Raw genomic sequence first — 25,090 nt, forward strand, 5'->3', positions numbered from 1 at the left:
TTTATTATAATGGAATATGCTCTATTCGACGAATATTTTTGAATAATCAATAGCTGCAACAAGCATCAGAAGAATGTATTTTAGGGCTATTCAATTATTTATTCAAAACCGTCGAAATTAAATATTATTATGTGGTTGGGTGAAATCGTTTTAAAATAATGATCTTGCCAATGAGTGGGAGCCCGTCAAGCCAATGCCAAAGGTCGAAACCGGTCCAAGACTACTCTTAAGAAGAATGCGTGAACTCATGGCTGATGCCATGGAGCCACAGGCACGTCTTGATCTTATTGTGCGCGAAATAGCCCATAATATGGTGACTGATGTTTGCTCTTTTTATGTATTGCGCTCTGATGCAGTTTTAGAGCTTTATGCAACCCAAGGACTTAATCCTGAGGCGGTACACCTTGTACAATTGCGTCTTGGACAAGGGCTTGTTGGCACGATTGCCGCTAATGCTACGCCGCTAAACCTTTCCAATGCACAAGTCCACCCGGCCTTTGCCTATTTGCCTGAAACGGGAGAGGAAATTTATTCTTCATTTCTTGGCGTGCCAATATTGCGCGCTGGCCGCACCTTGGGTGTTTTGGTGGTACAAAACCGCGAACAGCGCATTTATAATGATGACGAGGTTGAGGCGTTAGAAACTGTTGCTATGGTGCTTGCTGAAATGATCGCCGCTGGTGATTTGCCGCGCGTATCTCTTAACAGTGTAGATATTGACTTGCGCCGCCCCTATACGCTTAACGGACGCGCGTTAAATGAGGGTATTGGTCTTGGTACAGTTGTTTTGCATGAACCGCGCATCGTGGTTACCAATCTTTTCAATGAAGATATTGATCTGGAGCTGCAAAAGCTTACCACGGCGATGGATTCGCTAAGACTGTCCATTGATGATCTATTGGCGCGCGGTGATGTGGCGCGTGAAGGTGAACATCGTGATGTGCTTGAAGCTTATCGCATGTTTGCCAATGATAATGGTTGGATGCGCCGTCTTGAAGAAGCTATTCGCAATGGTTTGAGTGCTGAGGGTGCGGTTGAAAAAGTGCAAAGCGATACCCGCGCCCGTATGCTTAATTTGACCGATCCCTATTTGCGTGAGCGCCTTTCAGATTTTGATGACCTTGCCAATCGTTTGCTTTATCAGTTGATGGGAAGTAGCCGCGAAGATATTGCTGCAAGTGTTGGTAAGGATGCCATTATTGTCGCGCGTACTATGGGCGCAGCAGAACTGCTTGATTACCCTCGCGGCTCGGTGCGTGGGCTTGTTTTGGAAGATGGTGCTCCAACCAGTCACGTTACAATCGTTGCTCGCGCCATGGGCATTCCGGTTGTTGGGCAAGCAAAAGGTGCTGTGTCATTATCTGAAAATGGCGATCCAGTGATTATTGATGGTGAAGAGGGGCGCTTGCATTTGCGCCCTGCCATTGATGTTGAAAAAGCCTATGCCGAAAAAGCGCGTTTTCGCGCTCGTCGTCAGCAAGCCTATCGTGATTTGCGTGATGTACCAGCATTAACCCGCGATGGTCAAAAAATCATTATGTTGATTAATGCAGGTCTTTTGGTTGATCTGCCGCAGCTTTTTGAGTCTGGCGCCGAAGGTGTGGGGCTTTTCCGCACCGAATTGCAATTTATGATCGCATCAACCTTTCCGCGCTCTAACGAGCAAGAGCAGCTTTATCGCTCGGTCTATAAGGAAATCGGTGATAAGCCAGTAACGTTTAGAACTTTAGATATTGGCGGCGATAAGGTTTTGCCCTATTTCCGCTTTAAAGAGCAGGAAGAAAATCCCGCTCTTGGTTGGCGTGCCATTCGCTTGACACTGGATCGGCCTGCTTTAATGCGTACCCAATTACGCGCTTTGCTAAAAGCATCTATTGGCCGCGAATTGCGGGTGATGCTACCCATGGTAAGCGATGTGAGTGAAATTCATCGCACCAGAGAACTGATTGACCGCGAGATCAATTATCTTGACCGCTTTGGTTATGGCCAGCCGACACGGATCAAGCTTGGTGCCATGGTGGAAGTACCGGGGCTTTTATTCCAACTTGATGAATTGATGGAAGTGGTGGATTTTGTTTCCGTTGGTTCTAATGATTTATTTCAATTCCTTATGGCGGTTGATCGCGGTAACTCGCAAGTTGCCAACCGTTTTGATCAGCTTTCAGTGCCGATGTTACGCGTTTTACGCAATATTATCCGCGCAGGTGAAAGAGCTGAAAAGCCTGTTACGCTTTGCGGCGAAATGGCAGGCAAACCGATAACCGCTATGGCTTTAATTGGGCTTGGCTATCACCGTATTTCGATGACGCCATCATCGATCGGGCCGGTAAAAGCAATGCTATTGTCGCTTGACGCACAAGATTTACGTAAAAATCTTGATGATATTTTGGATAGCCGTGATACGGGTATTAATATGCGTGAATTTTTGCTGCGATATGCTGAGGATAATAATATCAGCCTTTAAGGATTTAAACGGGCGTAATATGATTTCCAATCGGGATTGGCGAGAAGCTACCCTTTAGTCACTTAACGCTTATCTTTAATCAAATGTTACAAGGTGGGCAAACTCCCTTATAAGGGGATATGCTCTAGTGTTTCAATGCAAGTAAAATCGCTAAGCTGTAAATAATTATCATGGGAAATATAGGACATTAAAACGTCGCGTGCGGGCGATTTTAGTTTTTTAAATTGCATCAAATCCATGGCATGTAAGCAAAGTTGTTCAACTATCGAAATGGCATCGCCAAAACTTGGGTGTTGATTATATCTGTCCCAAATATAAAATGTTATGATATCAAATTTTTTATCATGGTGTAAAGCATTTGCATGATGATTGCGCCACTCTAAACGTATGTCAAAGATATATTCAGAAATGTCTTTTAGTTCGCTAAGGCTTGCATATGTTACTTTATTTAGTGGTTCATTTGCTTTAAAAATTGGATCAATTGCTTCGAGATAATGCTTATATTTTGGGATTGTAAGAATATCAGATTCGTATGAAATTCCTCGAATATCCTGTTCTAAGCAATTAAAGATCATTTTGGCATAGGAATGAAAATGCTTATAGGTAAAGCTTTTATTCACACATCCTTCAAACGTATAAGCTAAAATTTTTTGTTCTCCCTAATCGGTCTATTTGAAGATATTTTAAAACATTGACAATGGAAAGATACTAAAAAACATGGTCGGTGTGCCAATGGCAAATAAAAATATTATAATGAATTCAAAAATATCTAGGAATTATAATAGAGCGCATGTTGTTTAAATGCGCTCTATTATTATCTTGTATTTTCTAATCTCGTATTTCTAATCTCTGGCAAGGGCGGCAACAGGATCAAGTTTTGATGCGTTGCGGGCAGGTAAAAAGCCAAAGACAATACCAATAAGGGTGGACGATAAAAATGCCGCAATGATCGAACCACTGGTGTATATAAGTTTGAAAGGTGCGCCAAGCACATCAAACAAGAAGCCAACCGACAAACCAAAAGCAATACCTAACGTACCGCCGATTAAACAGACGAGTATAGCTTCAATTAAAAATTGCTGCAAAATATCACTGCGCCGCGCGCCAACTGCCATGCGTACACCAATTTCATTGATGCGCTCCGATACAGTCACAAGCATAATGTTCATGACGCCAATACCACCAACAATCAGTGATATAAGAGCGATAGATGCAATCAGCAGGGTTAGGACTTGCGAACTTTGCATAATTTGCTCGCGGAACTCATCACTATTGCGAATGAAAAAATCTTCAGACCCGTGGCGCATGGTCAAAAAGTTTTTAACCGCTGTTTCAACAACTCGGGAATCATAGGCATCATCAACACGTAAAGTAATCGAGCGCACTGTGGTGGTGCCTAAAAAGCGCGTTTGAACGCTAGTATAAGGCAAATAGAGCGATAATGTATCACTGGCAGGGCCAAAACTTTGCAATTCAATTACACCAATGATGCGCGCTGGGACTTTACCAATAAAAATAACTGAACCAACCGCCTTATCAGGGTCATCAGGAAAGAGTGTTGAGACGGCGGTTTGATCGACAACAAGATCAAGAGTGCGATCTTTAACGCTTTGTTCGTCAAATAAATGGCCTGCAACAAGCGTTGCGCCTTCAGCTGAAAAATATTGTTCACCAACGCCTGTCAGTGATGCATTTGCCTCAATTCCCCCGCGACGCGCGGTTGTTGTCGTTGAAACGCTTGGCGTTACTGCGGCTGCATAGGGTTGTTCTTTAAGTGCTTGTGCATCAGCATCAACAAGGGTGGTAATCTTGCCTGAACGTAAATCTGCCATGCTGCGGCCCGCAAAAATGGTTAGCGTATTGGTGCCGAGGCGATTAATATTTTCTAAGATTTGTTGCTTAGTACCATTACCAAGCGCGACCATTGATACCACGGCGGCAATACCAATAATAACGCCAAGCATAGTCAAAAATGTGCGCATGCGGTGCGCGTTCATTGACAGGGTTGCCATGCGAAAGGCTTCAAGGAACCGATCGGTAAAGCCACGCAAAAAGCCGCTGCGTTTATAAACGACATCTTCTTTTTCGATTAAATCAGCCTTACCAGAAACACCACGCTGAGCGGGATTAGCGTCAGTAATATTGGGTGTGTCAGTTAAAATTTCACCATCACTTATTTCAATAATACGTTCAGCACGGCGGGCAACATTCATATCATGGGTAACGATGATAATTGTGCGCCCCTCAGCATGTAACTCTTCAAGGATGCGCAAAACTTCTTCGCCAGATTGTTTGTCAAGCGCGCCGGTTGGTTCATCGGCAAGGATTACTTCGCCATTATTCATCAAGGCGCGGGCGATTGACACACGCTGCTGCTGGCCGCCTGATAATTGGCTCGGCCGGTGGTTGACACGCTCGCCCATACCAAGGCGTTGCAAAAGTCCTTCTGCGCGTTTTTTTCGCTCGCTTGGATTGATGTTGGCATAAATTGCTGGAATTTCAACATTGCCAAGGGCGGTTAATTCACCCAAAAGATGATAGCGTTGAAAAATAAAGCCAAAATGGTCACGGCGCAATTCCGAAAGCTGATCGGCATCAAGCTCTAGGGTTTCACTATTCCTGATTTTGTAACTGCCTGATGATGGGCGGTCAAGACAGCCCAAAATATTCATAAGCGTTGATTTGCCAGAGCCGGATGCCCCAACAATCGCTACCATTTCACCTTCATAAATGGTAAGATCAATGCCCTTGAGAACGCTTACTTCACCTTCGCCAGCCGGATAATTGCGGCGCACATCCTTAAGGACGATAAGTGGTTTTTTTTGACTTACCATTACACTCACCACGGCCCCATGCCACGACCACGGCCAGATCCTTGTTGGCCACTTGGCATGCCACCGCCCGTAATAACTTTATCCCCTTCATTAAGGCCGGAGAGCACTTCAGCGTTCACCTTATTATTAAGGCCTATTTTGACATCTCGCGTTTCGACTTTGCCATTTTCGGTAAGAACTCGCACATTATAGCTTCCATCACGTTTTTTCGCCCCTAAGCCATCGGTTGAAATTAAAAGTGCATTTTCCGATTTGCCAAGGATAATTTTGACTTCAGCCGTCATATAGGTACGCAACGCACCATCGGCATTATCAATATTGAAAATACCATTATAATAAATAGCTGATGACGAAGATGAACTTGATGTGCTCGCACTTGAGTTAAAACTTATGTCATTGCGAATAGATTCAGGTGCTGGTTCAATCGCTTCCAAAACGCCATCATAGCGCCGTTCTGGATTACCGATCACATTGAAATAAAGCGGTTGGCCAGTTTTTACATTAACAACATCAGCTTCTGAAATTTCAGCACGAATGGTCATTTTGGTAAGATCACCAATAATTGCAATGGTTGGCGCCGATTGAACAGCATTAACGTTTTGGCCTTCTTGAACAACCGTTGCAAGCACCGTTCCATCAAAAGGCGCCGTAACTCGTGTATAGCCAAGATCTACTTTTGCTGTCTCAACATCCACTTGCGATTGGATAATTTGCGCGTTTAATGCGTCAATTTGGGCTTGGCGCACATTTACCTCGGCCTCAGCACTATCAAAATCAGCTTTTGACACTGCATTGCTCGCAATCATATTTTTTTGGCGAGCAAGGTTTTTTTGTGCAAGTACTAGTTGAGCTTGCAGCTCTGCTAGCTTAGCGTGATTGTTGCTCAGCGCAGCTTCTTTGTTTTTCAGATCATTTGCTTGAGTGGTTGAGTCAATTTCGGCTAATAAATCGCCTTCTTTTACTTCACTGCCGGGCTGAACTTTAAGTGAAATAATACGACCCGTTGCGCGCGCGCCTACGGCCACCAAGCGATATGGTTTGACAATACCGGTCGCAAGAGCGGTTACCTCAATATCACCGCGTTTTATCGGGGCAGTCATATAGTTGGGTTCGCTTGTTTGGCTCGAAAATAACATTTGATAAAGAAAATAGACAATAATCAGCGCAATGGCGGCGATGATAACCAGTAATAATTTCTTTTTTGGTTTATACATAAGTCTTTATTCCTATCAAAAAATTTAATTGTATTGGCAAATATATTTGCTTCTTATTGGCATTTGTTATTGATTGGCTCGTGGTTGAATATGAGGCCCAGTATTGCTGTCGGTAACTTCTTTGCGAGTTGTATCTAATGTTCCATTCCAACCGCCACCTAAAGCTTTCATTAGGGCAATATAATCGGTGGTGATGGATGCTTGCGCATCAATATAAGATTGTTGCGCTGAATAATGAGAACGTTCAGCAGTTAAAAGGTCTAAAAAGCTAGTATTACCCGATGTATAAAGATTGCGCGAAAGATCAAGTGCTTGGCGATAAGAACGCTCGGCTTGTCCTAATTTGGCTGCTCTTATTCTATCTTTGGATAGTGCAACAAGGGCGTTTTCAACTTCCTCAAGGGCAGTTAAGATTTTTGCACGATATGCAATAAAATATTGATCGCGCTGAGCTTCGGCCGCCATTACATCGGCAGCGCGTTGTCCACCATTAAAAATTGGCACGCTAAAACTTGGGCCAACCGCCCATGCAATCGATGAATTGCGTCCAAGGTCGCCAATTTGTGAGGCGGATGTTGAAATATTGCCGGTAAGTGAAAGCGATGGATAGCGCGCAGCTTCCTTTTGACCAATGCGTGCTGTTGCTGCGGCATATTGGCGCTCGCTTACTCGCACATCTGGACGGTTTAGCAAAATATCGGCGGGTATTCCACTTGCAATTGGCCATTTGGGGGTTGGAATGGCCTTGCGCTTTGCCATCATTGCATTAAGTGCAGCTGGTTGTTGCCCTGTTAAAACCGCTAAACGGTGGGTGGCGCTTGCTAATTGGCTTTCGAGTTGAGGAATATTTGCTTCAGTACTAGCAGTTTGTCCCTCGGCATTTGATACGTCGAGCTGCGATACGGCACCGGCGGCAAACTTATCGCGGGTAAGCTTTGCCGTGCTTTGCTGCGAAGCGACGCTTTCGCGGGTTAATGCAAGTTTTGCTTGTAGGCTGCGTACCTCAACATAATAGCTTGCAACATCACCAATCATTGTCACCAATGTTGCACGTAAATCTTCGTTAGCGGCATCAAGTCCATAACGTGAGGCCTCAACACCGCGCCGATTAGCACCAAAAAGATCAATTTCCCAACTACTATCGAGGCCACCGCGATAAGCGCCTTGGTCGCTTTGCGTGCCTGTGCGGCTGCGATTATAAGAGCTTGATCCATTAAGACTTGGAAATAATGTGCTATTTGACGAGGCAAGGCTAGCGCGTGCTTCACGAATTTTAGCCTTGGCGGTTGCAACATCATTATTACCGCGAATAGCAACATCAATTAATTGGTCAAGTAAGGGGTCATTTAATTTATACCACCAATTGGCTAATTGCGCTGGTTGCAGCGGCGTTAAATTGTTAGATTTAGACCAGCTCGCTGGCAGTGAAAGATTTGGCTTTTGATAATCTGGACCAACAACACAGCCTGCCAATAAAAAAAGTGATAACACAGCCGACAGGCTTTTAGCCAATGAATAGTTGGATGTTTTATTGGCTAGTCTTTTGGTTATGTGCTTTGTGGCAGACATATTATAAAGGTTTCCTACCTGTTGGCCCTACTGGACTATTTTTCTTGCGCTTTTTGGCGATTACTTTAAATTTTGACTAAAAAATAGCATGTTTGATATGAATGGCGGTTAAACATCATAATTCTTAGCGATGCAATTGTTAGAGCAACAATATTTTTTTAAAAATCTAAATATTTGATTGTTGTTCAATTGTTTTATTATTAAAGCGGTTTTATTTTAAGCTAAGTCAAAGAAGCCCGAGTTTAGCCTAATTGCGTTTAAACATATTTTTTAAAATTTTGCTCGTGAATTATTTGTCATAATTGCAAAATTTTATTCATGCCAATGCTTAGAGCTGAGATAATATGTTTGAGATACTGCAAATAGAGATCTATTGAATTTTAACAATAGGATTGTTAAATTATTTTGTATTGGTAACTGCTGGATGACAATCCATGTTTAATCGCGTAAAGACAAAAGCGTTCTGTTTTATTAAAAACAAATTTTTTACAAAAAATAGATACAAATTTTGCATTTGATGATGCATCACAGTAAAAAAGCATGGCTTTTGCGATTCTCATTTACAAGAATGCGCGCCAAAACATCGAATCGATTGATAGCCTAGTGTGTTGTTGAACTAGGCCATTAACAAATGGAATAAGATTAAGATTGTAATATGGATAATAACCAACCCTCTAAAGATCCCTTTTCAAAACGTTTATGGCGTAAAATTCGGCAACCTTTAAAGGATTCAAAATTTTTTAAATCCCTTCTGGTGCATTTTATGGCAACCTATTTACGGCTGGTTTATTGGACAAATCCATTGTTAAAAGACTCGGATGATCCTAAAGAAGCCCATAAAAAATATAATCCTTTTATTATTACCTTTTGGCATGGTCGCCATATTATGGGGCCATTTTTGCGCCCTAAGGGGGAAACAATCATTGCCATGTTTTCTCGTTCGGCGGATGCGGAACTTAATGCGCGGGTAAGTGAGGTTTTAGGGCTTGAAACTGTGCGTGGTTCGGGTGGACGCGGTGACAAACAAAAGGCAGAGCGCGGCGGTGCGCGTGCGCTCATTACCTTAAATAAGTCCTTGCGTGCTGGTAAAACAACCGCAATGATTGCCGATATTGCCCATGGTACAGCACGAGAAGCTGGCAAAGGTATTATTCTTTTGGCCAAATTATCTGGTCGCCCGATTGTTCCTTATATTTATGCTTTTTCGCGTGAAAAAATACTGGAGAAAACTTGGGATAAAACCGCTATACCATTGCCTTTTGGTCGGTCTATTTTTCTCATGGGGGATGCCGTTTTTGTGCCGGAGGATGCCGATGATGATTTATTGGAAAAAAAACGACAGGAACTTACAGAAATTATGAACCGCTTAACTGTTGAGGCTTATGATAAGCTTCACCACAAAAAGCGGGGCTGATATGCGTAATTTAAGAGCAAGACTGGCATTGTCATTTTATCGGGGGCTTGGCTCAAGCTTTCGCCCTTTTGCGCCTTTTTATCTGTCAATGCGTGCAGCACGTGGCAAAGAAGAATTAAAGCGTAAGCGTGAACGGCTTGGTAAAGCGACAAAACCACGCCCATTGGGGCCATTAATCTGGCTGCATTCGGCAAGTGTTGGCGAAACAATGGCGCTTATTCCAATTGTTGAACGTATATTATTGATGAAAATCAATATATTATTGACAACTGGGACAGTCGCGTCGGCAAGGCTTGCGGATGAGCGTTTTGCTGATAGGGTTATTCATCAATATGCGCCGCTTGACATTGTCTCTTGTACAAGGCGTTTTTTAGACTATTGGAAGCCAGATATTTCTATTGTTTGCGAATCTGAAATTTGGCCAGTACGAATTTTTGAGCTTGCTAACCGAAAAATTCCGCAAATCATGCTTAATGCCCATTTATCTGAGCGTTCTTATAAGTCGTGGAAAAAAAGCTCACGCGTTGCTTATGAAATTTTTTCAAGATTTGATGCGGTGGTTTGCCAAACGGAAGAAGATGCACGATATTTCCGCGACCTTGGTGCAGTGCGTGTATCGGTATCGGGCAATTTGAAGGCTGATGTTATTTTGCCAGGTAAACCGGCCGAGATTAAGCGTTATAAAAAGGCAATTGGTTTGCGCCCAGTCTGGGCGGCTATCTCAACCCATGAGGGAGAGGAAGCAATGGCGGCCGAGGTGCATAAAAAGCTATTGAAAAAACATCCTGGGCTTTTGACAATTATTGTGCCGCGTCATGTAGAAAGAGCGCCTGTAATTGCCCGCCATTTCGATGATATTGGTTTGACCTTTGCCAGTAAAGCCTATGACCAAATGCCAACAAATGAGACTGATATTTTATTAGGTGATACGGTTGGCGATATGGGGCTTTATTTGCGCCTTACTCAAATTGCTTTTGTTGGCAAATCCTTAGCCGGAGAGGGCGGTCATAATCCTATCGAACCTGCTTTGAGCGGTGCAGCTATATTAAGTGGTCCCAATATTCAAAATTTTAAAGAAACCTATCAGGCTTTGATGAAAAATGAAGCGGTGCAATTGGTTGATGATGCAACCATGCTTGCCGGTTATGTTCATCATTTATTGGAACGGCCCGATGTGCGTGAGCGGATGATTGAATCTGGCCGCCAAACCATTACGCAATTAAGTGGGGCAAGAGAGCGTTGTTTTGAAGTATTGGAAAAATTTTTACAACCGCTAACTCTTGCAGCGCAATTAAGTCAAGCTGATAATATGTTGAATAAGCGGGATTAAAAAAGTGCAGGCACCAAAATTCTGGTGGCAGAATAACAGCCTTTCAAGCCTTTTACTAAGCCCCTTTGCTTGGTTCTATGGTTATTTCGCGGCTAGAAAAATGCAAAGTCATTCTGTGCCAAAGGTTGATGTGCCGGTTTTGTGTATTGGCAATTTTACCCTTGGCGGAGCTGGTAAAACACCAGTGGCGATAAGCCTAGCAAAGACGGCGAAAACTATGGGGCTAAAGCCGGGCATTGTAACGCGCGGCCATGGTGGTTCGGTACAAAATGTCCATATTGTTGATATTGATAAAGATCACGCAACAAAGGTCGGCGATGAACCCTTATTATTAGCGCGCCATGCTCTTGTTGCGGTTTGTCAAGATCGCTTTTTGGCGGCAAAAACTTTGATAGAACATGGCTGTGATATCATTTTAATGGATGATGGGTTTCAAAGCCGTAAATTATTGCCTAATTTAAGCCTATTGGTGGTCGATGCATTGCGCGGCATTGGTAATGGAGCTGTTTTTCCCTCTGGCCCGTTACGTGCACCGCTTGCAACGCAATTGGCATTTACCGATAAAATTCTTATTATCGGCAATAGAGCAGCGCAATTTGATAAAACAGTGTTTTTACCAATAGATGGCGGGCAGATAACTAATGCTAAGTTACAACCAACAAGCAGTGTCGATTTAAAGGATAAAAAATTGCTAGCCTTTGCCGGCATTGGCAATCCTGATAAGTTTTTTGAAAGTGTAAGCGAGCTTGGCGGCATTATTGTTGAAAAGCGTGTTTTTGCTGACCATCATTTTTTTACCGCTAGCGAGGTAAAAAATATTGCTGTTGAGGCAAAGACCAAAGATCTTATGCTGGTTACCACCGCCAAAGATTATGTACGTTTGAAAGATCAAGAATTTGCTGCCAGCCTAGAAAAGTTGATCATTATCGATGTCGAAGTGGTTTTTAGCCATGCCGATTATGGCCAAGACCTATTGGCTGAAACAATTAAAAAATTTAAAAGCCGCTAATTTTACAGTGAATAATAGAGTCTGGAATGCGCTAAAATTTGCTACTATTGTTTAAAATCTAATTTTTTTATTAAATTTTTTTTCAAAAAACAGATCGTTTTTATTTAAAAAAATATGAAATTATTAGTCTAATAAATACTTTTTAATTTATAAAAATTGTTTTTTATCAATATATTATTTATATAAATTGATATTTATCATTTATTTGAAATAGGTAAAAATTTTAAAGAAATTGCGAAAAATAAATTAGTTCTTCTTTTTTATAAAAAAAGCGGTTATGGTTTAAAAGAACTCTAATGAAACGGTTTGTAGGAGGACCGGTTAGAGGTTGGGCGTTGGAGGATTGCCATTTGGATGATGCATGAGGATTGCATCATCAACATGTGTGGCAAGCGCATTTTTGGAGGAAAATATGACCAATAAAGTTTATCCCGTGCCATCAAGCATAAAGAAAAATACTTTGCTTGATGCGGATACCTATACCAAATGGTATGATGAGAGTATCAAGGATCCAGATACATTCTGGTCGCGCCATGGCCGCAGGATAGATTGGTATAAGCCATTCACTAAAGTTAAAAATACCAGTTTTAAAGGCCGTGTATCGATTAAATGGTATGAAGATGGTGTTACCAATGTCAGCTATAATTGTATTGATCGTCATTTAAAAAGCCGTGCTGATCAAATTGCAATTATTTGGGAAGGTGACAATCCCTATATCGATAAAAAAATCACCTATCGCGAACTTTATGATAATGTTTGCCGCTTTGCCAATGTGTTGAAAAAACGCGGTGTCAAAAAAGGTGACCGTGTTACCATTTATTTGCCAATGATTCCAGAGCTTGCCTATGCGATGCTTGCTTGCGCCCGTATTGGCGCGATCCACTCGGTTGTATTTGCTGGCTTTTCGCCAGAGGCTTTAGCTGGCCGCTTGGTGGATTGTGAGTCAACCTTTGTGATTACAGCAGATCAGGGTGTACGCGGTGGCAAGCCCATTCATTTGAAAGAAAATGTTGATCTTGCTATTGATATTGCTGCTCGCCAATATACTATTGTCAATCAAGTATTGGTGGTACGCCGAACCGGTGGTAAAATTGGTTGGGCGCCAGGTCGTGATATCTGGTATCATGAAGAAATGGTTGATGTGAAGGGTGATTGTCCACCTGCCAAAATGAAGGCGGAAGATCCATTATTCATTCTTTATACATCTGGCTCAACTGGTAAGCCAAAAGGTGTGTTACATACTACTGGTGGTTATCTTGTTTATGCATCTATGACCCATGAATATGTTTTTGATTATCACCCTAATGAAGTTTACTGGTGTACGGCTGACGCTGGTTGGATTACAGGACATTCTTATCTTGTTTATGGGCCATTATGTAATGGTGCTACAACCTTAATGTTTGAAGGTGTGCCCAATTTCCCGGATAATGCCCGTTTTTGGGAGGTAGTTGATAAGCATAAAGTCAATATTTTTTATACGGCGCCTACGGCAATTCGCTCGTTAATGGGGGCCGGAGATGAGTTTGTCACCCGCTCAAGGCGTACAAGCCTGCGCATTCTTGGCACAGTGGGCGAGCCAATCAATCCTGAAGTTTGGGAATGGTATTATAACGTGGTTGGTGATGGTCGTTGTCCGGTAATTGACACATGGTGGCAGACGGAAACTGGCGGCCACATGATTACGCCATTACCGGGGGCAACCGATCTTAAACCCGGTTCAGCAACTAAGCCGTTTTTTGGGGTGAAGCTTGATATTGTTGATGCAGAAGGCAATGTTCTTGAAGGGGCGGGTGAAGGCAATCTTTGCATTTCCGATTCTTGGCCGGGGCAAATGCGCAGTATCTATAAAGATCATGAGCGTTTTGTTGAAACCTATTTTTCCACCTATAAGGGAAAATATTTTTCTGGTGATGGCTGTCGGCGCGATGAAGATGGCTATTATTGGCTAACTGGTCGTGTGGATGACGTGCTTAATGTGTCTGGTCACCGCCTTGGTACTGCAGAAGTTGAATCCGCACTGGTTTCTGATCACTCGGTGGCAGAGGCTGCAGTTGTTGGCTTCCCCCATGCAATCAAAGGTCAAGGCATTTATTGCTATGTTTCTTTGATGGAAGGCATTGAACCAACCGATGCACTACGCCAAGAGCTTATCCAACATGTGCGCAAAGATATCGGACCAATTGCAACACCTGATAAAATTCAATTTGCACCTGGCTTGCCAAAAACCCGTTCGGGCAAAATTATGCGGCGTATCTTGCGTAAAATTGCTGAAAATGAATTTGAAAGCCTTGGTGATACATCAACCCTTGCCGATCCCGCCGTTGTTGATGATTTGATTGCTGGGCGCAAAGCAATTGGCTAAGAAATCTCATGCAAAACTGTGCAATGGTTTTGCATAGAGTTTTATAAAATAGAATGTCAACTTTGCTAGGGTCAGGACCTATTAATTTAAATGAAATGGCACAATAAACAGCAAAAATTTACAAGGAGGAGAGCGAAAAGTGGGTGGTATACCCATTTGAGCTTTACGACGCAGTAGATTACAGCTGTTTTTGTGTCCTTTCAGGATACAAGTAAATTTTCGCGAAAACTTTGTCAAAGAGCCTCGAAAATATTCATATTTCTCAGCGGATTTTTTTTGTTATCACAAAAATTTTCTCATACCATTTCGTTCAAATTAATAGGTCCTGCCCCTAATGCAGATTGACATTCTATAGCTACAGAATTGTAAATATTATTACACATATTCCGATTGAAAGAATTTTTGTATAGTATTAATCTTTAAACGCCACGTTTATTGCCCCATATCAAAACATGCAGTTGCGGCAAGACATGGGCTTTAAACCAACCATCTAGGCAGACACGGTCAATTAGCCATTCCATGCGATTTAAAATGCCATTCGTATCAATTTCACCATCAAGGTCTTGCGGTTGCGGCGGCGTGTGATTGCCGGGCTGCAAATAAATGTCAATATCGCAAAACTCATCACCAATTGATCGCGCAAATTGGTAATCTACATCATCAAAAACGACAAATTTCAAAACGACTTTGGTATTTTTAGCAGCTTTTATTGCAGATTTTAAAATGGTACGGTCGCATTGCATTTTGCTAGATGGTGGTTTGGGGCTTAAAACCAGCCAATCAAGATCTTTAAACCATGGTTTGACGATAGAGCCTTGGGTTTCCATTGCAAAGGAATGACCGCGTTCTTTGCCAGTATGAATAAGATTATCAAGCGGTTGAATAGCAGGGTTACCACCCGATAAGGACACCATAATAGAGCGACCATTGGATAGTTTTTCAACTTCATTTAATATGCTGCTGCTTGTCATTGGCTGCCATTGCTGACGATAGCTACTCTCAACCGCATAAAGCGTATCACACCAGTCGCAACGATAATCACAGCCACCAGTACGTACAAAAACCGTTGGCATGCCAATAAGTACGCCCTCACCTTGAATGGTAGGGCCAAAAATTTCGCAAATGCGAATTGTATCAGTCATTGATCAATACCATTAATCGTTATGCTTAGGGCAATATTTAGCCCAAGTTTTCGGTGTTTCACTTACTCTAACCGCGGTTATTTGTGGGCATTGCGGTTTGAAACGCTCATAAAAATGACGGGCAAGATTTTCAGCTGTGACAAGATCATGGCCTAAAACATCATTTAAATGTCGATGGTCATATTCATCATCAATGATTTTTTTAGCAAAAGCCAGTTCTCGATAATCAACAACAAAGCCAAATTCATCAAGATTTTCTGCGGCAAGTTCAATGACCACAATATAATTATGGCCATGTAAACGGGCGCATGGGTGACTTTGCGGTAAGGCTGTCAACTGATGCGATGCGGAAAAATGAAATTCTTTGGAAATTATAAACATAGTTCAAACCACCTTATGTCAAAACGTGGTTTAATTGCGGCATTAATAGCAATGCCAGCGGTATGGGGTACCGCATAGTTTACTCTAAGCATAATGTTGTCCTTGTTTTAAACGGGTAGGCTGCGACCGTAAGCTGGCGATTATCATTAGCACAGTAAAAAGTAAAGGCTTTTAAGCGGCAAAAGATTTTGCTTGTTTGCTCATAATCCCTAAGAAATCGATTAGTGAGATAAAAGACTGCTCATTTTTTAGAAATTCTTCTGCGTTAAAGCATACCGGCAGGCTTTGATAAAAATTTATATTTTCCTCATCTATATGGGGCAGCGCGAAATAGGAGCCAAAAAGCAAAAGATAATAATCAATAAGGCATTGGTATATTGTCAATTTTTGCGGTACCGATCGATAAAGCAGTGCGCGGGGTGATATAAATGCGATAAGCAATTGCTCTTTGATGTCTAGAAAATCATGGGGCCAATCGCGTTTTAAATATTTATGGTCAATTAAATGACGGATAGACGATAAAAGGAAGCCTTGGTAATCTCCGATAAAATCGGTATCTTTAAAATGGCTGCTGCGTTCATTTTTATAAAGTGGAAAGGCAATTTCGAAATTTTCAACATTTTCAAGCAAAATGGCATCAATAGTGATGTTGCCATTATCAATTTCAATGATACCATAACCTGCGGGAAAGCTTACAGTTGAAGGCATGGCATAATTATGGAGGTTATTAAATTGCGAATGGCCAAGAGCATGCATATGACCGCTAAAATGATAGCAAAGACCAGTCTTTGCTAATTTTTCACTAAAGGCTAAGGCTGGCATACGTTTTGCCCAGCTTACACCGCCCGCTAGCATATTTGTTTGTTCATGGCGCGGAAAACCAACCATTGGGTAATGGGAAAAAGCCAAAACTGTTTTGCCTTTTTGCTTACCGCGCCTTACAATATCGGCAATCCAACCTTCAATATAGGGGCGATATTCAAGCGTTTTTTGCCAAGCAGCATTAGCATGCAAAATATATTTGCCTGTCCTATCTTGCCGTACAATATTGCCATCCAATAAAATAAGCCAAATATCATCTTCTATTTCAAGTAAATAAGAACTATCACTTGCTAAAAAACTATAATCATCGGTGCTTTTCCCCGATGCTTGCAGCCATTTTTTAGGCGTTTCGTGGTAAATAAAATTTGGGCTTTCGCCCATACCCCAATGCTTTGTGTATTCTAGCGCTTGGGCTTTTGTCGAGCAAACCATGTCGGGGCTATAAAATACATGGCCTTCCGCTTGCTTGTTACCTGTTACATGAATGCCCTGTTGATCGCTGGCTTTCACCAACCATTTTTCAAGTAGCTTTCCTTGATCGCCAAAACAGTCATGATTGCCAAAAAGTGCATAAAATTGCATTTGATAATGCAAGGACATTTTATCGAGAATATTTTTTAATGCTTGATAATTGGGGGCTTGTCCATCATCGGTTAAATCACCAAGTAGCACCACATGTTTAATGCCGCGTTTTTGAATATCATTAAGAGCGTTGTTAAGAGCGGCAATACTTTCATTAAAAACGCGGGTGGAAGCCATACTATCTTTTAAGCTACGCAAACCAAGATCGCCACTGTCTGCTTCAAAAAGACCATAGCCGAAATAAATATCATGCAAATGGATATCGGATAAAATTGCTATTTTTTGCATGAAAATTCCTCTATTTTCACTATAAAATAGTAATATTCTATCTTATAAAGGCGGTAACGCTTGATATTGAAAGCTAACAATGGCCAAGAAACTACGTCTTAGCAAGTAAAAATTGTACAAATTATTTTATTATCTCTCAGTTTTAAAGCGAATTTGTTTCGACCATAACAAATTTTGTCATATTTCTTAGGTAGGACACCCTCATGAAAAAAGAGGATATAATGCAGGATAATATAATTAATAAACAAGAACAGCCTCAAAATACTGCTAATTTATGGGACGATGCTTATGAATACTATATGATTGGCTATTATTTTTTGCGAATTTTGCATGGTACAAAGAAGCGCAATAAATATGTAATTAATCAGGAAATTTTAAATTGGTATGAGGAATATCACCTTATATTGGGTCTCTCGATCCCAGAATTTAATCGCATGGTCAAGCTGGAAGAGGGGAGTTTATCTATTGATGATTTTCGCTTAACATTGACGCCGTCCATTTTTCAACAAAAGCAGCCAGTTCCTAGACTATCAAACTTGCAAAAGCGTCTTGATATTCTCGCCGATATATTAAAATTAGATGGTGATGAAGTTGCTGTTATAAATGCAGTTTATCGCTTTGTTCGGTTTTTGCCACTGATGAAAATGATATCAGCTTTTGATGATAATAGTTGGTTACGCAGTGAACCAGATTTTAAGCACCTTTCTGATGTGCTTGGCAAAAATATCATGCAAATGCGTGAATTATTGCGCGATGATTCAAATCTTATACAAATGGGGCTGATTAAGGATCGTCATGGTGATAGCTGCACCGTATCTGAGCTTTTGATCAAGATCGTTGAAGGTGAAAGCTTTGAGATGGACGAGCTTTGCAACCAATTGGTTGGCTTGCAAACCAAACCAACCTTAAGCCTTAGCGATTATGATTTTTTGGCGCAAGATTGCGATGATGCTATTCGTATATTAAGTGGTAGCCTTGATAAGGGCGCAAAAGGCGTTGGCATATTGCTTTATGGCGCCCCGGGTACCGGTAAAACGGAATTTGCCAAGCTGTTAGCCGAGCATAGTGATGCACGCGCTGCTTTTATTGGTGAAGCAAGCGATGACAATAAAACCGATCCATCGCGTTATGAACGTCTTGTGCATTTATCGCTTTTGTCTGCCCTTGGTAAAAAAGCGGGTAGGGTTGTTGCCATTGTTGATGAGGCCGATGATATTTTTGCCGGCATTGATAATTATGATCCACGTGGTCGCGCTGGCTCCAAAGTCTTTATGAATAGATTGGTTGAAAGCAGCGAAATTCCAGTAGTGTGGATTGTTAATGACTTGGAAAAGCTTGGCGAAACTATTTTGCGCCGTATGCTGCGTATTATTGAATTTCCAAAGCCAGCAAAAGCCATTCGCGAACGGATTATTACTTAAGAAGCTGAGAAAAACGGTGTTCGTCTTGATAGTGAAAGCTTTGAGGTTTTGAGTAAGATACCCGCAGCACCGGCGCTTTTTGCAAGCGGCTTAAGAGCGGCGGCTTTGGGTGGCGGTGATGGGCGGATGGCCGTTTCTGCTGTTCATTCGGTGTTTAAGGCGCTTGGCGGTGAAGTACCTCACGCTTTAGATAAGGATAAAGCACAGGCAAAAAATTTCGAGATTGAGCTTGCCAATTCAAATGCGGATTTAAAGCAATTGGTCGAAAAAATTGTTCATCTCGGGCCAAAGCCATTATCTTTTTTGTTTATGGGAGCATCAGGCACAGGAAAATCACTTTTTGCCCGCCACTTGGCTGATAAGCTTGGCATGAAAGTAGCCCATAAGCGCGCATCAGATATTTTGAGTATGTGGGTTGGTGGTAGTGAAGAAAACATCGCCAACATCTTCAAGCAGGTTGCTGAAAATAATGAATTCTTGATCATTGATGAAGCAGATTCGTTGTTGTTTAAGCGCGAAGGTGCTATTCGCAGTTGGGAAGTTAGTCAGGTTAATGAAATGCTGACTTGGATGGAAAGCCACCCTTTGCCTTTTGCAGTGACAACTAATTTGGTTGAGCGGTTAGACCCTGCGGTCTTTAGGCGGTTTTTGTTTAAAATTGAATTTTTGCCATTAAATTATGACCAAATCCAATTTGCTTTTAAACGCTATTTCAAAAGTGATGCGCCCGATAGTGTATTGGGATTAACACAACTGACCATTGGTGATTTTGCCGTTGTTGCCCGTAAATGCGATATATTGGCGGTTGAAGATATTGAAGCCATTGCGCAAATGCTAAAGACTGAAATTGAAATGAAAAAAGAAGCATCCATTCAATCATTATTATTGATGAATGGTATGTGAGCGTAACTAACCTTTGAAGCGAGCCGCATTTTGTAAAAATAGACTTTGTTAAAATGCGGCTTTGTCATTCATTTGACAAACAAACTGTCTATAATCCTTAGACTATCGGCAATTTACATCCATGCTATATTCTTAAATTTTAATGTTGCGAGGAGAAATTTTAAAATGGTCAAGAATATGTTGAAAGCTTTAGGTCTAGGGCTTGGTATTATGTCAATTGCTTGGGGAGGATCAGCTATGGCAAGAAGTCAAAAAATTAAAGAGCAACAGCTTATTGAAGCTGTCCAAAAAAACGATAAAACCGATGTTGAAGCATTGATAAAATTTGGTGCTTCGATCGAAACACGTGATAGTGATGGCGCAACCCCTTTATTAATTGCCACCCGCAATAATGACATTGACATTGCTCGCCTACTTATTTTGGCAGGCGCGGACGTCAATGCTAAGGATAAAATTCAAGATAGTGCTTATCTTTATGCTGGTGCACGTGGGCATCTAGAAATATTGCGCCTAACCCTTGAGCATGGCGCAGATGTGGAAAGTCTTAATCGCTATGGCGGAACAGCGCTTATTCCTGCCTGTGAACGCGGCCATGTTGAAACGGTAAAAGCTTTGCTGGAAGCAGGCGTTGATGTCAATCACGTCAATAATCTTGGTTGGACGGCATTGCTAGAAACGGTCATTCTTGGCGATGGTAGCAAAAATTATGTCGAAATTACCAAGATTTTATTAGATCATGGCGCAGATGCAAAAATTGCTGATAAAAATGGTGTCACCGCCTTAGATCATGCAAAACAAAAAGGCCAAAAGGACATTGTCGCCATTCTTGAAAAAGTCCAAGGGTAAAGCTTCATCTATTTCACAGCCTTCAAGACATTACGCGACTTGAAGGCGATAAGCCATGGATTAAATGGAAAACTGCTATCCATAGAAGCCACCATAAAATAAAACTGTTATTTGAATTTGATGATCGCCAAAACTAGTCGATTGGCCTGAGTAATTTTGATAAGCGATGGGACAACATGCTTGATGATATATTTCCCGATGCACAAGAAATATAACCCGAATGACTTTCCTTCATAGATATGCGAAGATATGCGACAAAGCCCAAATTATTAGTATGTGGAAAATCGCAATAATATATAAATAGATTATCAAAATCCTAATACCAATCGCAAAACAAGTAAAAACACTTAAGTTTTTTATTAACGAAACCGATTAATATTATAATTGACAAAGTATAGCCACTTTAAAGTGGCATTATATATTTATAAAAAAGCAATACCGAAGTTTAAAAAAACAAGGCGTGATAAACACGATCCAGTTCCATCAATGCTTGGCTTTTATTCAAATCATTTAAAGGAAATATTATGCGTAAAATATTGCACATGCTATTTATTGGAAGTTTATTGATTTGCAGCGCATGTGCATTAGATGTCGATCGCCCCATGAGGGCTATTGGTTTAGCTTCTAAACTTGAGAAGGGGTGTCACCATAGTACTTCATTGTGCAATGAATATCATCAATGTGTTTATAACGGGGTAAAATTGGACCGTTCCATCAAAAAAGACGACATTACTGCTTACAGCATAGAACTGAGTGGCCAATTATCTGAAAAAAGCAAAAATAGTCGTATACAAAAGTGGATTAATTATTGTGCCGCAGAATATAATATAAAACAATAACAAAGATATTTTATGCTCTCATTGGATGTTAACCCAAAGGACTTTCCTTCATAGATATGCGACAAAGCCAAAATTATTAGTATGTGAAAAATTGCAATAATATATAAATAGATTATAAAAATCCTAATTCCAAAAAAAAACAAGTAAAAACACATAAATTTTTTTATTAAAGAACCGATATATATTATAAAAAACAAAGTATATATACTTTAAAATTGCATTATATACTTACGGAAAATACCGAAGTTTAAAAATAATGCGTGATAAGCACGATCTAACTATATCAATGTTTGGATTTTATTTAAATCATTTTAAGGGAATATTATGCGTAAAATATTGCACATCCTATTTATTGGAAGTTTATTGATTTGCAGCGCATGTGCATTAGATGCCGATCGCATCCTAAGGGTTGTTTCTTTAGCTCATCTTCTTGACAAAGGGTGCCAACAGAATACTTCATTGTGCAACAAATATAATCAATGTGTTTATAACGGGGTAAAATTGGACCGTTCCATCAAAAAAGACGACATTACTGCTTACAGCATAGAACTGAGTGGCCAATTATCTGAAAAAAGCAAAAATAGTCGTATACAAAAGTGGATTAATTATTGTGCTGCGAAATATAATATAAAACAATAACAAAGATATTTATGCTCTCATTGGATGTTAACCCGATTGAGCCTCGCTGCAAAAATTATTCTTTAGCTAGATCAACATCAAAGTGTGAGGCTATTGGTTGTTTTAGGCCTACCTATTTTTGACCATTGTGTTTTTAAACATGGTGGATTTTTGCATGGGTAAAACATCAAAAATTTCTCGCGGTGAGATGAAGAAAAATGAAGATAAGCTGTTTATAAAAAAAATAGTATTGTAATTCATTTTCATTGATGTATTCTTATTGCAGTTACATTAATCGCAATGAGATTAAAATGGGAAGAGCATTTATTGATCATGTAACAAAGCTGATTGGCACTCAGGCTGTCGTTACCGATAGGGATGAAATTGCAATAGCTGCGCAGGATTGGCGCGGCAGATATGAGGGGGAGGCCCTTTGCATTTTATATCCCGCTAATACGGATGAGCTAAGCAAGGTTTTAAAACTATGCTATGAGCTGGATATTGCCGTTGTGCCACAAGGTGGCAATACCAGTCTTTGTGGAGGATCAGTTCCCCAAAATGCCGATGATAGTGGCAAACAGGCAGTGATTATCGGCTTAAAGCGGCTCAATCGCATTTTAAATGTAGATGTTATTGGCAATACTATCGAGGTCGAGGCTGGCTGTATTTTAGCAAATATCCATGACGCAGCCAAAGAAGTTGATCGCTATTATCCAGTAAGCCTTGGTGCGGAAGGTTCATGCCAAATAGGTGGCACGATTGCAACCAATGCCGGTGGCACATCGGTTTTGCGTTATGGCAATACCCGTGAAAATGTCTTGGGCTTAGAAGTTGTTCTTGCCGATGGTAGTATCTGGTCGGGGCTTAATGGTTTGCGCAAAAATAATACCGGCTATGATTTAAAACAATTATTTATCGGCGCTGAAGGTACGCTTGGCATAATAACCAAGGCAGTATTAAAATTACACCCTTTGCCGCATAATCATGCGCTTGCATGGCTCGGCTTTTCTTCATTGGATAGTGTTTTAAAATTATTGCCGCTTTTTCAGCAGGCATGTGGGGCAAAACTCTCGGCTTTTGAATTGATGAATGACTTCCAATTAGATTTGGTGGTTGAATTTGTGGCAGACCGCCGCTCTCCGTTGCAAGAACACCATAATTGGCATTTGTTAATCGAATTATCGGACAACACATCCGATGCTGCATTAAATGACCTTTTACAAACTGTTTTAGAGCAAGCCTTTGAAAATGAATTGGTTGATGATGCGATCATTGCTTTAAGCCAAAAACAGTATTTTGATTTATGGGAAATTCGTCATAGCGTTTCGGAGGCAAATAAAAAGGCGGGTATTGGGCTTACAACAGATTGCGCTGTGCCTTTGTCGGCTATCGTTAATTTTATCGAAGATGCCACAACTAATGTTCATGCAATCATAGAAAACCTACCAATTATCATTGTTGCACATCTTGGTGATGGCAATATTCATTTTATTCCATTTTTATCTTTTGATGTTTGGGAAAAATGTGAAAATCGTGACCAATTAGCACAACGCCTTAGGCGTGCGGTTGATGAAGCGGCTTTGTCTTATAAGGGAACATTTAGCGCTGAGCATGGCATAGGGCGCATGCATTTACCTGAAATGGCACATTTTAAATCTGATGTAGAATTAAAAATGATGCGGGCAATTAAATCAGCCTTTGATGCAAAAAATATAATGAATCCCGGTGTATTGCTGCCGGATATGTAATAAATGTCTTTGTAAAAATAAGCTCAAAGCTTTCATGGTTGTGATGAGGGGAGAGCAAAACTAAGTGAGGAGAATGCAATGAAAAATCAAATATCGCGTAGAAATATATTAAAACTTGGTGCTTTTAGCACTGTAGCGCTTGCCGCCCCCGCAGTTTGGAGCCCATCACGAGCACAGGGTAAAAAACGTATTACTGTAAGAGATGATGGTGGCATTTATAATCAGGCTTACACCGAAGTATTCTATCGTCCATTTACCGAAAAAACCGGTATTGAGGTTATTGGTGTACCTGCGAATGCAGAGCCTGCAGCGCAAATCCGTTCTATGGTAGAAACTGGTACATATACTTGGGATATGGCTAAAATTTCTCAGCCAACTATTTTGGTTTTAACCTCTGGTGAGCGCAAATATTTGCAAAAGCATGGCCTTGAAAGTGATCCAGTCATTTCAACAATTCCGCAAAAATATATGAGCGAATGGGGTGTTGGCAATAATATTTATGCGACAATCCTTGCTTATCGCAATGAAGCCTTTGAAAACAAGCAAGCTCCTGCTTCATGGGCTGATTTTTATGATATTGAAAAATTTGAAGGCCGCCGCGCTTTGCGTCGTCATCCCTTTGATACGATTGAAGAAGCGCTTTTTGCCGATGGTGTCGATATTGCTAATATGTATCCTTGCGATACCGAGCGAGCATTTAAAAAGCTTGATCAAATCAAAAATGAAATTGAAGTCTTTTGGACAAGTGGCGCGCAGGTCGAGCAAATGTTGCAATCTGGCGAAGTCGACATGGTGCCTGTTTGGGTTTCACGCGCACATTCGGCCATTGCAGCCGGCAGCGATATTGGTGTTGTTTGGGATCAAAATATTTGGGGCGTGGATAATTGGTCTATTTTGGAAGGTACGCCCAATGCTGATCTTTGCCGTGAATTTATTATTTTTGCGTCCGATGCCAAGCGCAATGCCGAGCTCATGAAATTCTTCCCCGCCGGTGTTGCCCAAGTTGATGCTTTTGAATTTATCGATCCAAATGTTGCAAAAAATTGCCCAAGCTTCCCTGCGAATAGTGAAAAAGGCATTCAGATTGATGCAAAATATTGGCGCGACAATCAAGAAAAGCTCATCACAGATTATAATCAGTGGCTTTTGAGCTAAACCAAAAGCCTGCTTAATCAACAATAGATAAAGCCATTTTAATCACTCAAAAGCCCTTTGGGGCTTTTGAACAGGGTTGCTTTGTTTTTAAGAGGCAAAAAATGGCGATTGATGAATGATTTAAAACACGAGCATTTAAAAAAATTTCA

Annotated in this window: 19 protein-coding genes; 12 read left to right on the plus strand and 7 right to left on the minus strand. The window is 41.0% G+C overall.

Annotated elements, in window-relative coordinates; genetic code table 11:
• Nucleotides 1-193: 193 nt before the first annotated feature.
• On the plus strand, nt 194-2,464 hold the full coding sequence (ptsP, locus tag H3299_RS00465) for a phosphoenolpyruvate--protein phosphotransferase (protein ID WP_182418400.1): 2,271 nt from the start codon (nt 194-196) through the stop codon (nt 2,462-2,464).
• Nucleotides 2,465-2,571: 107 nt separating this feature from the next.
• Here ptsP and H3299_RS00470 read toward each other — a convergent pair whose 3' ends face one another.
• The 4 genes from H3299_RS00470 to H3299_RS00485 form a co-directional block, all read right to left on the minus strand.
• A complete protein-coding gene (locus H3299_RS00470; RefSeq protein WP_182418401.1) occupies nt 2,572-3,084 on the minus strand; it encodes a hypothetical protein in 513 nt (170 codons plus the stop codon).
• A gap of 222 nt (nt 3,085-3,306) precedes the next feature.
• On the minus strand, nt 3,307-5,298 hold the full coding sequence (locus tag H3299_RS00475; protein ID WP_182418402.1) for a MacB family efflux pump subunit: 1,992 nt from the start codon (nt 5,296-5,298) through the stop codon (nt 3,307-3,309).
• A 5-nt stretch (nt 5,299-5,303) separates the two neighbouring features.
• The gene (locus H3299_RS00480) at nt 5,304-6,512 is read right to left on the minus strand and encodes an efflux RND transporter periplasmic adaptor subunit (RefSeq protein ID WP_182418403.1); all 1,209 of its coding nucleotides are present in this window, start codon (nt 6,510-6,512) and stop codon (nt 5,304-5,306) included.
• Nucleotides 6,513-6,578: 66 nt separating this feature from the next.
• Entirely contained in the window at nt 6,579-8,081 is a 1,503-nt protein-coding gene (locus H3299_RS00485) for an efflux transporter outer membrane subunit (protein ID WP_182418404.1), read from the minus strand.
• Between the two features lie 655 nt (nt 8,082-8,736).
• Here H3299_RS00485 and H3299_RS00490 point away from each other — a divergent pair.
• From H3299_RS00490 to acs, 4 genes are all read left to right on the plus strand, one after another.
• Complete coding sequence (locus tag H3299_RS00490) at nt 8,737-9,495, plus strand: lysophospholipid acyltransferase family protein (RefSeq protein ID WP_182418405.1); 759 nt, start codon at nt 8,737-8,739, stop codon at nt 9,493-9,495.
• A gap of 1 nt (nt 9,496) precedes the next feature.
• The gene (locus H3299_RS00495; RefSeq protein WP_182418406.1) at nt 9,497-10,825 is read left to right on the plus strand and encodes a 3-deoxy-D-manno-octulosonic acid transferase; all 1,329 of its coding nucleotides are present in this window, start codon (nt 9,497-9,499) and stop codon (nt 10,823-10,825) included.
• Nucleotides 10,826-10,829: 4 nt separating this feature from the next.
• Complete coding sequence (gene lpxK / locus H3299_RS00500) at nt 10,830-11,834, plus strand: tetraacyldisaccharide 4'-kinase (RefSeq protein ID WP_182418407.1); 1,005 nt, start codon at nt 10,830-10,832, stop codon at nt 11,832-11,834.
• Between the two features lie 412 nt (nt 11,835-12,246).
• Nucleotides 12,247-14,196 carry an acetate--CoA ligase gene (gene acs, locus H3299_RS00505; protein ID WP_182418408.1) on the plus strand — a complete coding sequence of 650 codons (1,950 nt, stop codon included), beginning with the start codon at nt 12,247-12,249 and terminating at the stop codon, nt 14,194-14,196.
• Nucleotides 14,197-14,615: 419 nt separating this feature from the next.
• Here the strand turns inward: acs and queE are convergent, their stop codons facing one another.
• From queE to H3299_RS00520, 3 genes are all read right to left on the minus strand, one after another.
• Nucleotides 14,616-15,338 carry a 7-carboxy-7-deazaguanine synthase QueE gene (gene queE / locus H3299_RS00510; protein WP_182418409.1) on the minus strand — a complete coding sequence of 241 codons (723 nt, stop codon included), beginning with the start codon at nt 15,336-15,338 and terminating at the stop codon, nt 14,616-14,618.
• A gap of 12 nt (nt 15,339-15,350) precedes the next feature.
• Complete coding sequence (gene queD, locus H3299_RS00515; protein WP_182418410.1) at nt 15,351-15,719, minus strand: 6-carboxytetrahydropterin synthase QueD; 369 nt, start codon at nt 15,717-15,719, stop codon at nt 15,351-15,353.
• A gap of 171 nt (nt 15,720-15,890) precedes the next feature.
• A complete protein-coding gene (locus tag H3299_RS00520; RefSeq protein WP_182418411.1) occupies nt 15,891-17,411 on the minus strand; it encodes a metallophosphoesterase in 1,521 nt (506 codons plus the stop codon).
• 221 nt (nt 17,412-17,632) lie between these two features.
• On the opposite strand from H3299_RS00520, the gene H3299_RS00525 reads away from it, so the two are divergent.
• From H3299_RS00525 to H3299_RS00555, 7 genes are all read left to right on the plus strand, one after another.
• Nucleotides 17,633-18,832, plus strand: a complete 1,200-nt coding sequence (locus H3299_RS00525) for an AAA family ATPase (protein WP_182418412.1) — start codon at nt 17,633-17,635, stop codon at nt 18,830-18,832.
• A 48-nt stretch (nt 18,833-18,880) separates the two neighbouring features.
• Nucleotides 18,881-19,735, plus strand: a complete 855-nt coding sequence (locus H3299_RS00530; RefSeq protein WP_182418413.1) for an ATP-binding protein — start codon at nt 18,881-18,883, stop codon at nt 19,733-19,735.
• A 255-nt stretch (nt 19,736-19,990) separates the two neighbouring features.
• Complete coding sequence (locus H3299_RS00535) at nt 19,991-20,581, plus strand: ankyrin repeat domain-containing protein (protein ID WP_246708241.1); 591 nt, start codon at nt 19,991-19,993, stop codon at nt 20,579-20,581.
• 524 nt (nt 20,582-21,105) lie between these two features.
• Nucleotides 21,106-21,420 carry a hypothetical protein gene (locus H3299_RS00540; RefSeq protein ID WP_182418414.1) on the plus strand — a complete coding sequence of 105 codons (315 nt, stop codon included), beginning with the start codon at nt 21,106-21,108 and terminating at the stop codon, nt 21,418-21,420.
• Between the two features lie 324 nt (nt 21,421-21,744).
• Nucleotides 21,745-22,059, plus strand: coding sequence for a hypothetical protein (locus tag H3299_RS00545; protein WP_182418415.1), 315 nt, complete (start codon nt 21,745-21,747; stop codon nt 22,057-22,059).
• 290 nt (nt 22,060-22,349) lie between these two features.
• On the plus strand, nt 22,350-23,786 hold the full coding sequence (locus H3299_RS00550) for an FAD-binding oxidoreductase (protein ID WP_182418416.1): 1,437 nt from the start codon (nt 22,350-22,352) through the stop codon (nt 23,784-23,786).
• Nucleotides 23,787-23,864: 78 nt separating this feature from the next.
• Nucleotides 23,865-24,941 (plus strand): ABC transporter substrate-binding protein, encoded by a 1,077-nt coding sequence (locus tag H3299_RS00555; protein ID WP_182418417.1) that lies wholly within the window; start codon nt 23,865-23,867, stop codon nt 24,939-24,941.
• The last annotated feature ends 149 nt before the right edge of the window (nt 24,942-25,090 follow it).

Source organism: Bartonella sp. HY038, assembly GCF_014117425.1.
Lineage (GTDB): Bacteria > Pseudomonadota > Alphaproteobacteria > Rhizobiales > Rhizobiaceae > HY038.

What these genes read in the sequence shown, in the direction of transcription:
- ptsP (WP_182418400.1), top strand. Translation starts at nt 194, where the DNA reads ATGCCAAAGGTCGAAACCGGTCCAAGACTACTCTTAAGAAGAATGCGT.
- H3299_RS00475 (WP_182418402.1), bottom strand. Translation starts at nt 5,298, where the DNA reads ATGGTAAGTCAAAAAAAACCACTTATCGTCCTTAAGGATGTGCGCCGC.
- H3299_RS00480 (WP_182418403.1), bottom strand. Translation starts at nt 6,512, where the DNA reads ATGTATAAACCAAAAAAGAAATTATTACTGGTTATCATCGCCGCCATT.
- H3299_RS00485 (WP_182418404.1), bottom strand. Translation starts at nt 8,081, where the DNA reads ATGTCTGCCACAAAGCACATAACCAAAAGACTAGCCAATAAAACATCC.
- H3299_RS00490 (WP_182418405.1), top strand. Translation starts at nt 8,737, where the DNA reads ATGGATAATAACCAACCCTCTAAAGATCCCTTTTCAAAACGTTTATGG.
- H3299_RS00495 (WP_182418406.1), top strand. Translation starts at nt 9,497, where the DNA reads ATGCGTAATTTAAGAGCAAGACTGGCATTGTCATTTTATCGGGGGCTT.
- acs (WP_182418408.1), top strand. Translation starts at nt 12,247, where the DNA reads ATGACCAATAAAGTTTATCCCGTGCCATCAAGCATAAAGAAAAATACT.
- queE (WP_182418409.1), bottom strand. Translation starts at nt 15,338, where the DNA reads ATGACTGATACAATTCGCATTTGCGAAATTTTTGGCCCTACCATTCAA.
- queD (WP_182418410.1), bottom strand. Translation starts at nt 15,719, where the DNA reads ATGTTTATAATTTCCAAAGAATTTCATTTTTCCGCATCGCATCAGTTG.
- H3299_RS00520 (WP_182418411.1), bottom strand. Translation starts at nt 17,411, where the DNA reads ATGCAAAAAATAGCAATTTTATCCGATATCCATTTGCATGATATTTAT.
- H3299_RS00525 (WP_182418412.1), top strand. Translation starts at nt 17,633, where the DNA reads ATGCAGGATAATATAATTAATAAACAAGAACAGCCTCAAAATACTGCT.
- H3299_RS00540 (WP_182418414.1), top strand. Translation starts at nt 21,106, where the DNA reads ATGCGTAAAATATTGCACATGCTATTTATTGGAAGTTTATTGATTTGC.
- H3299_RS00545 (WP_182418415.1), top strand. Translation starts at nt 21,745, where the DNA reads ATGCGTAAAATATTGCACATCCTATTTATTGGAAGTTTATTGATTTGC.
- H3299_RS00550 (WP_182418416.1), top strand. Translation starts at nt 22,350, where the DNA reads ATGGGAAGAGCATTTATTGATCATGTAACAAAGCTGATTGGCACTCAG.
- H3299_RS00555 (WP_182418417.1), top strand. Translation starts at nt 23,865, where the DNA reads ATGAAAAATCAAATATCGCGTAGAAATATATTAAAACTTGGTGCTTTT.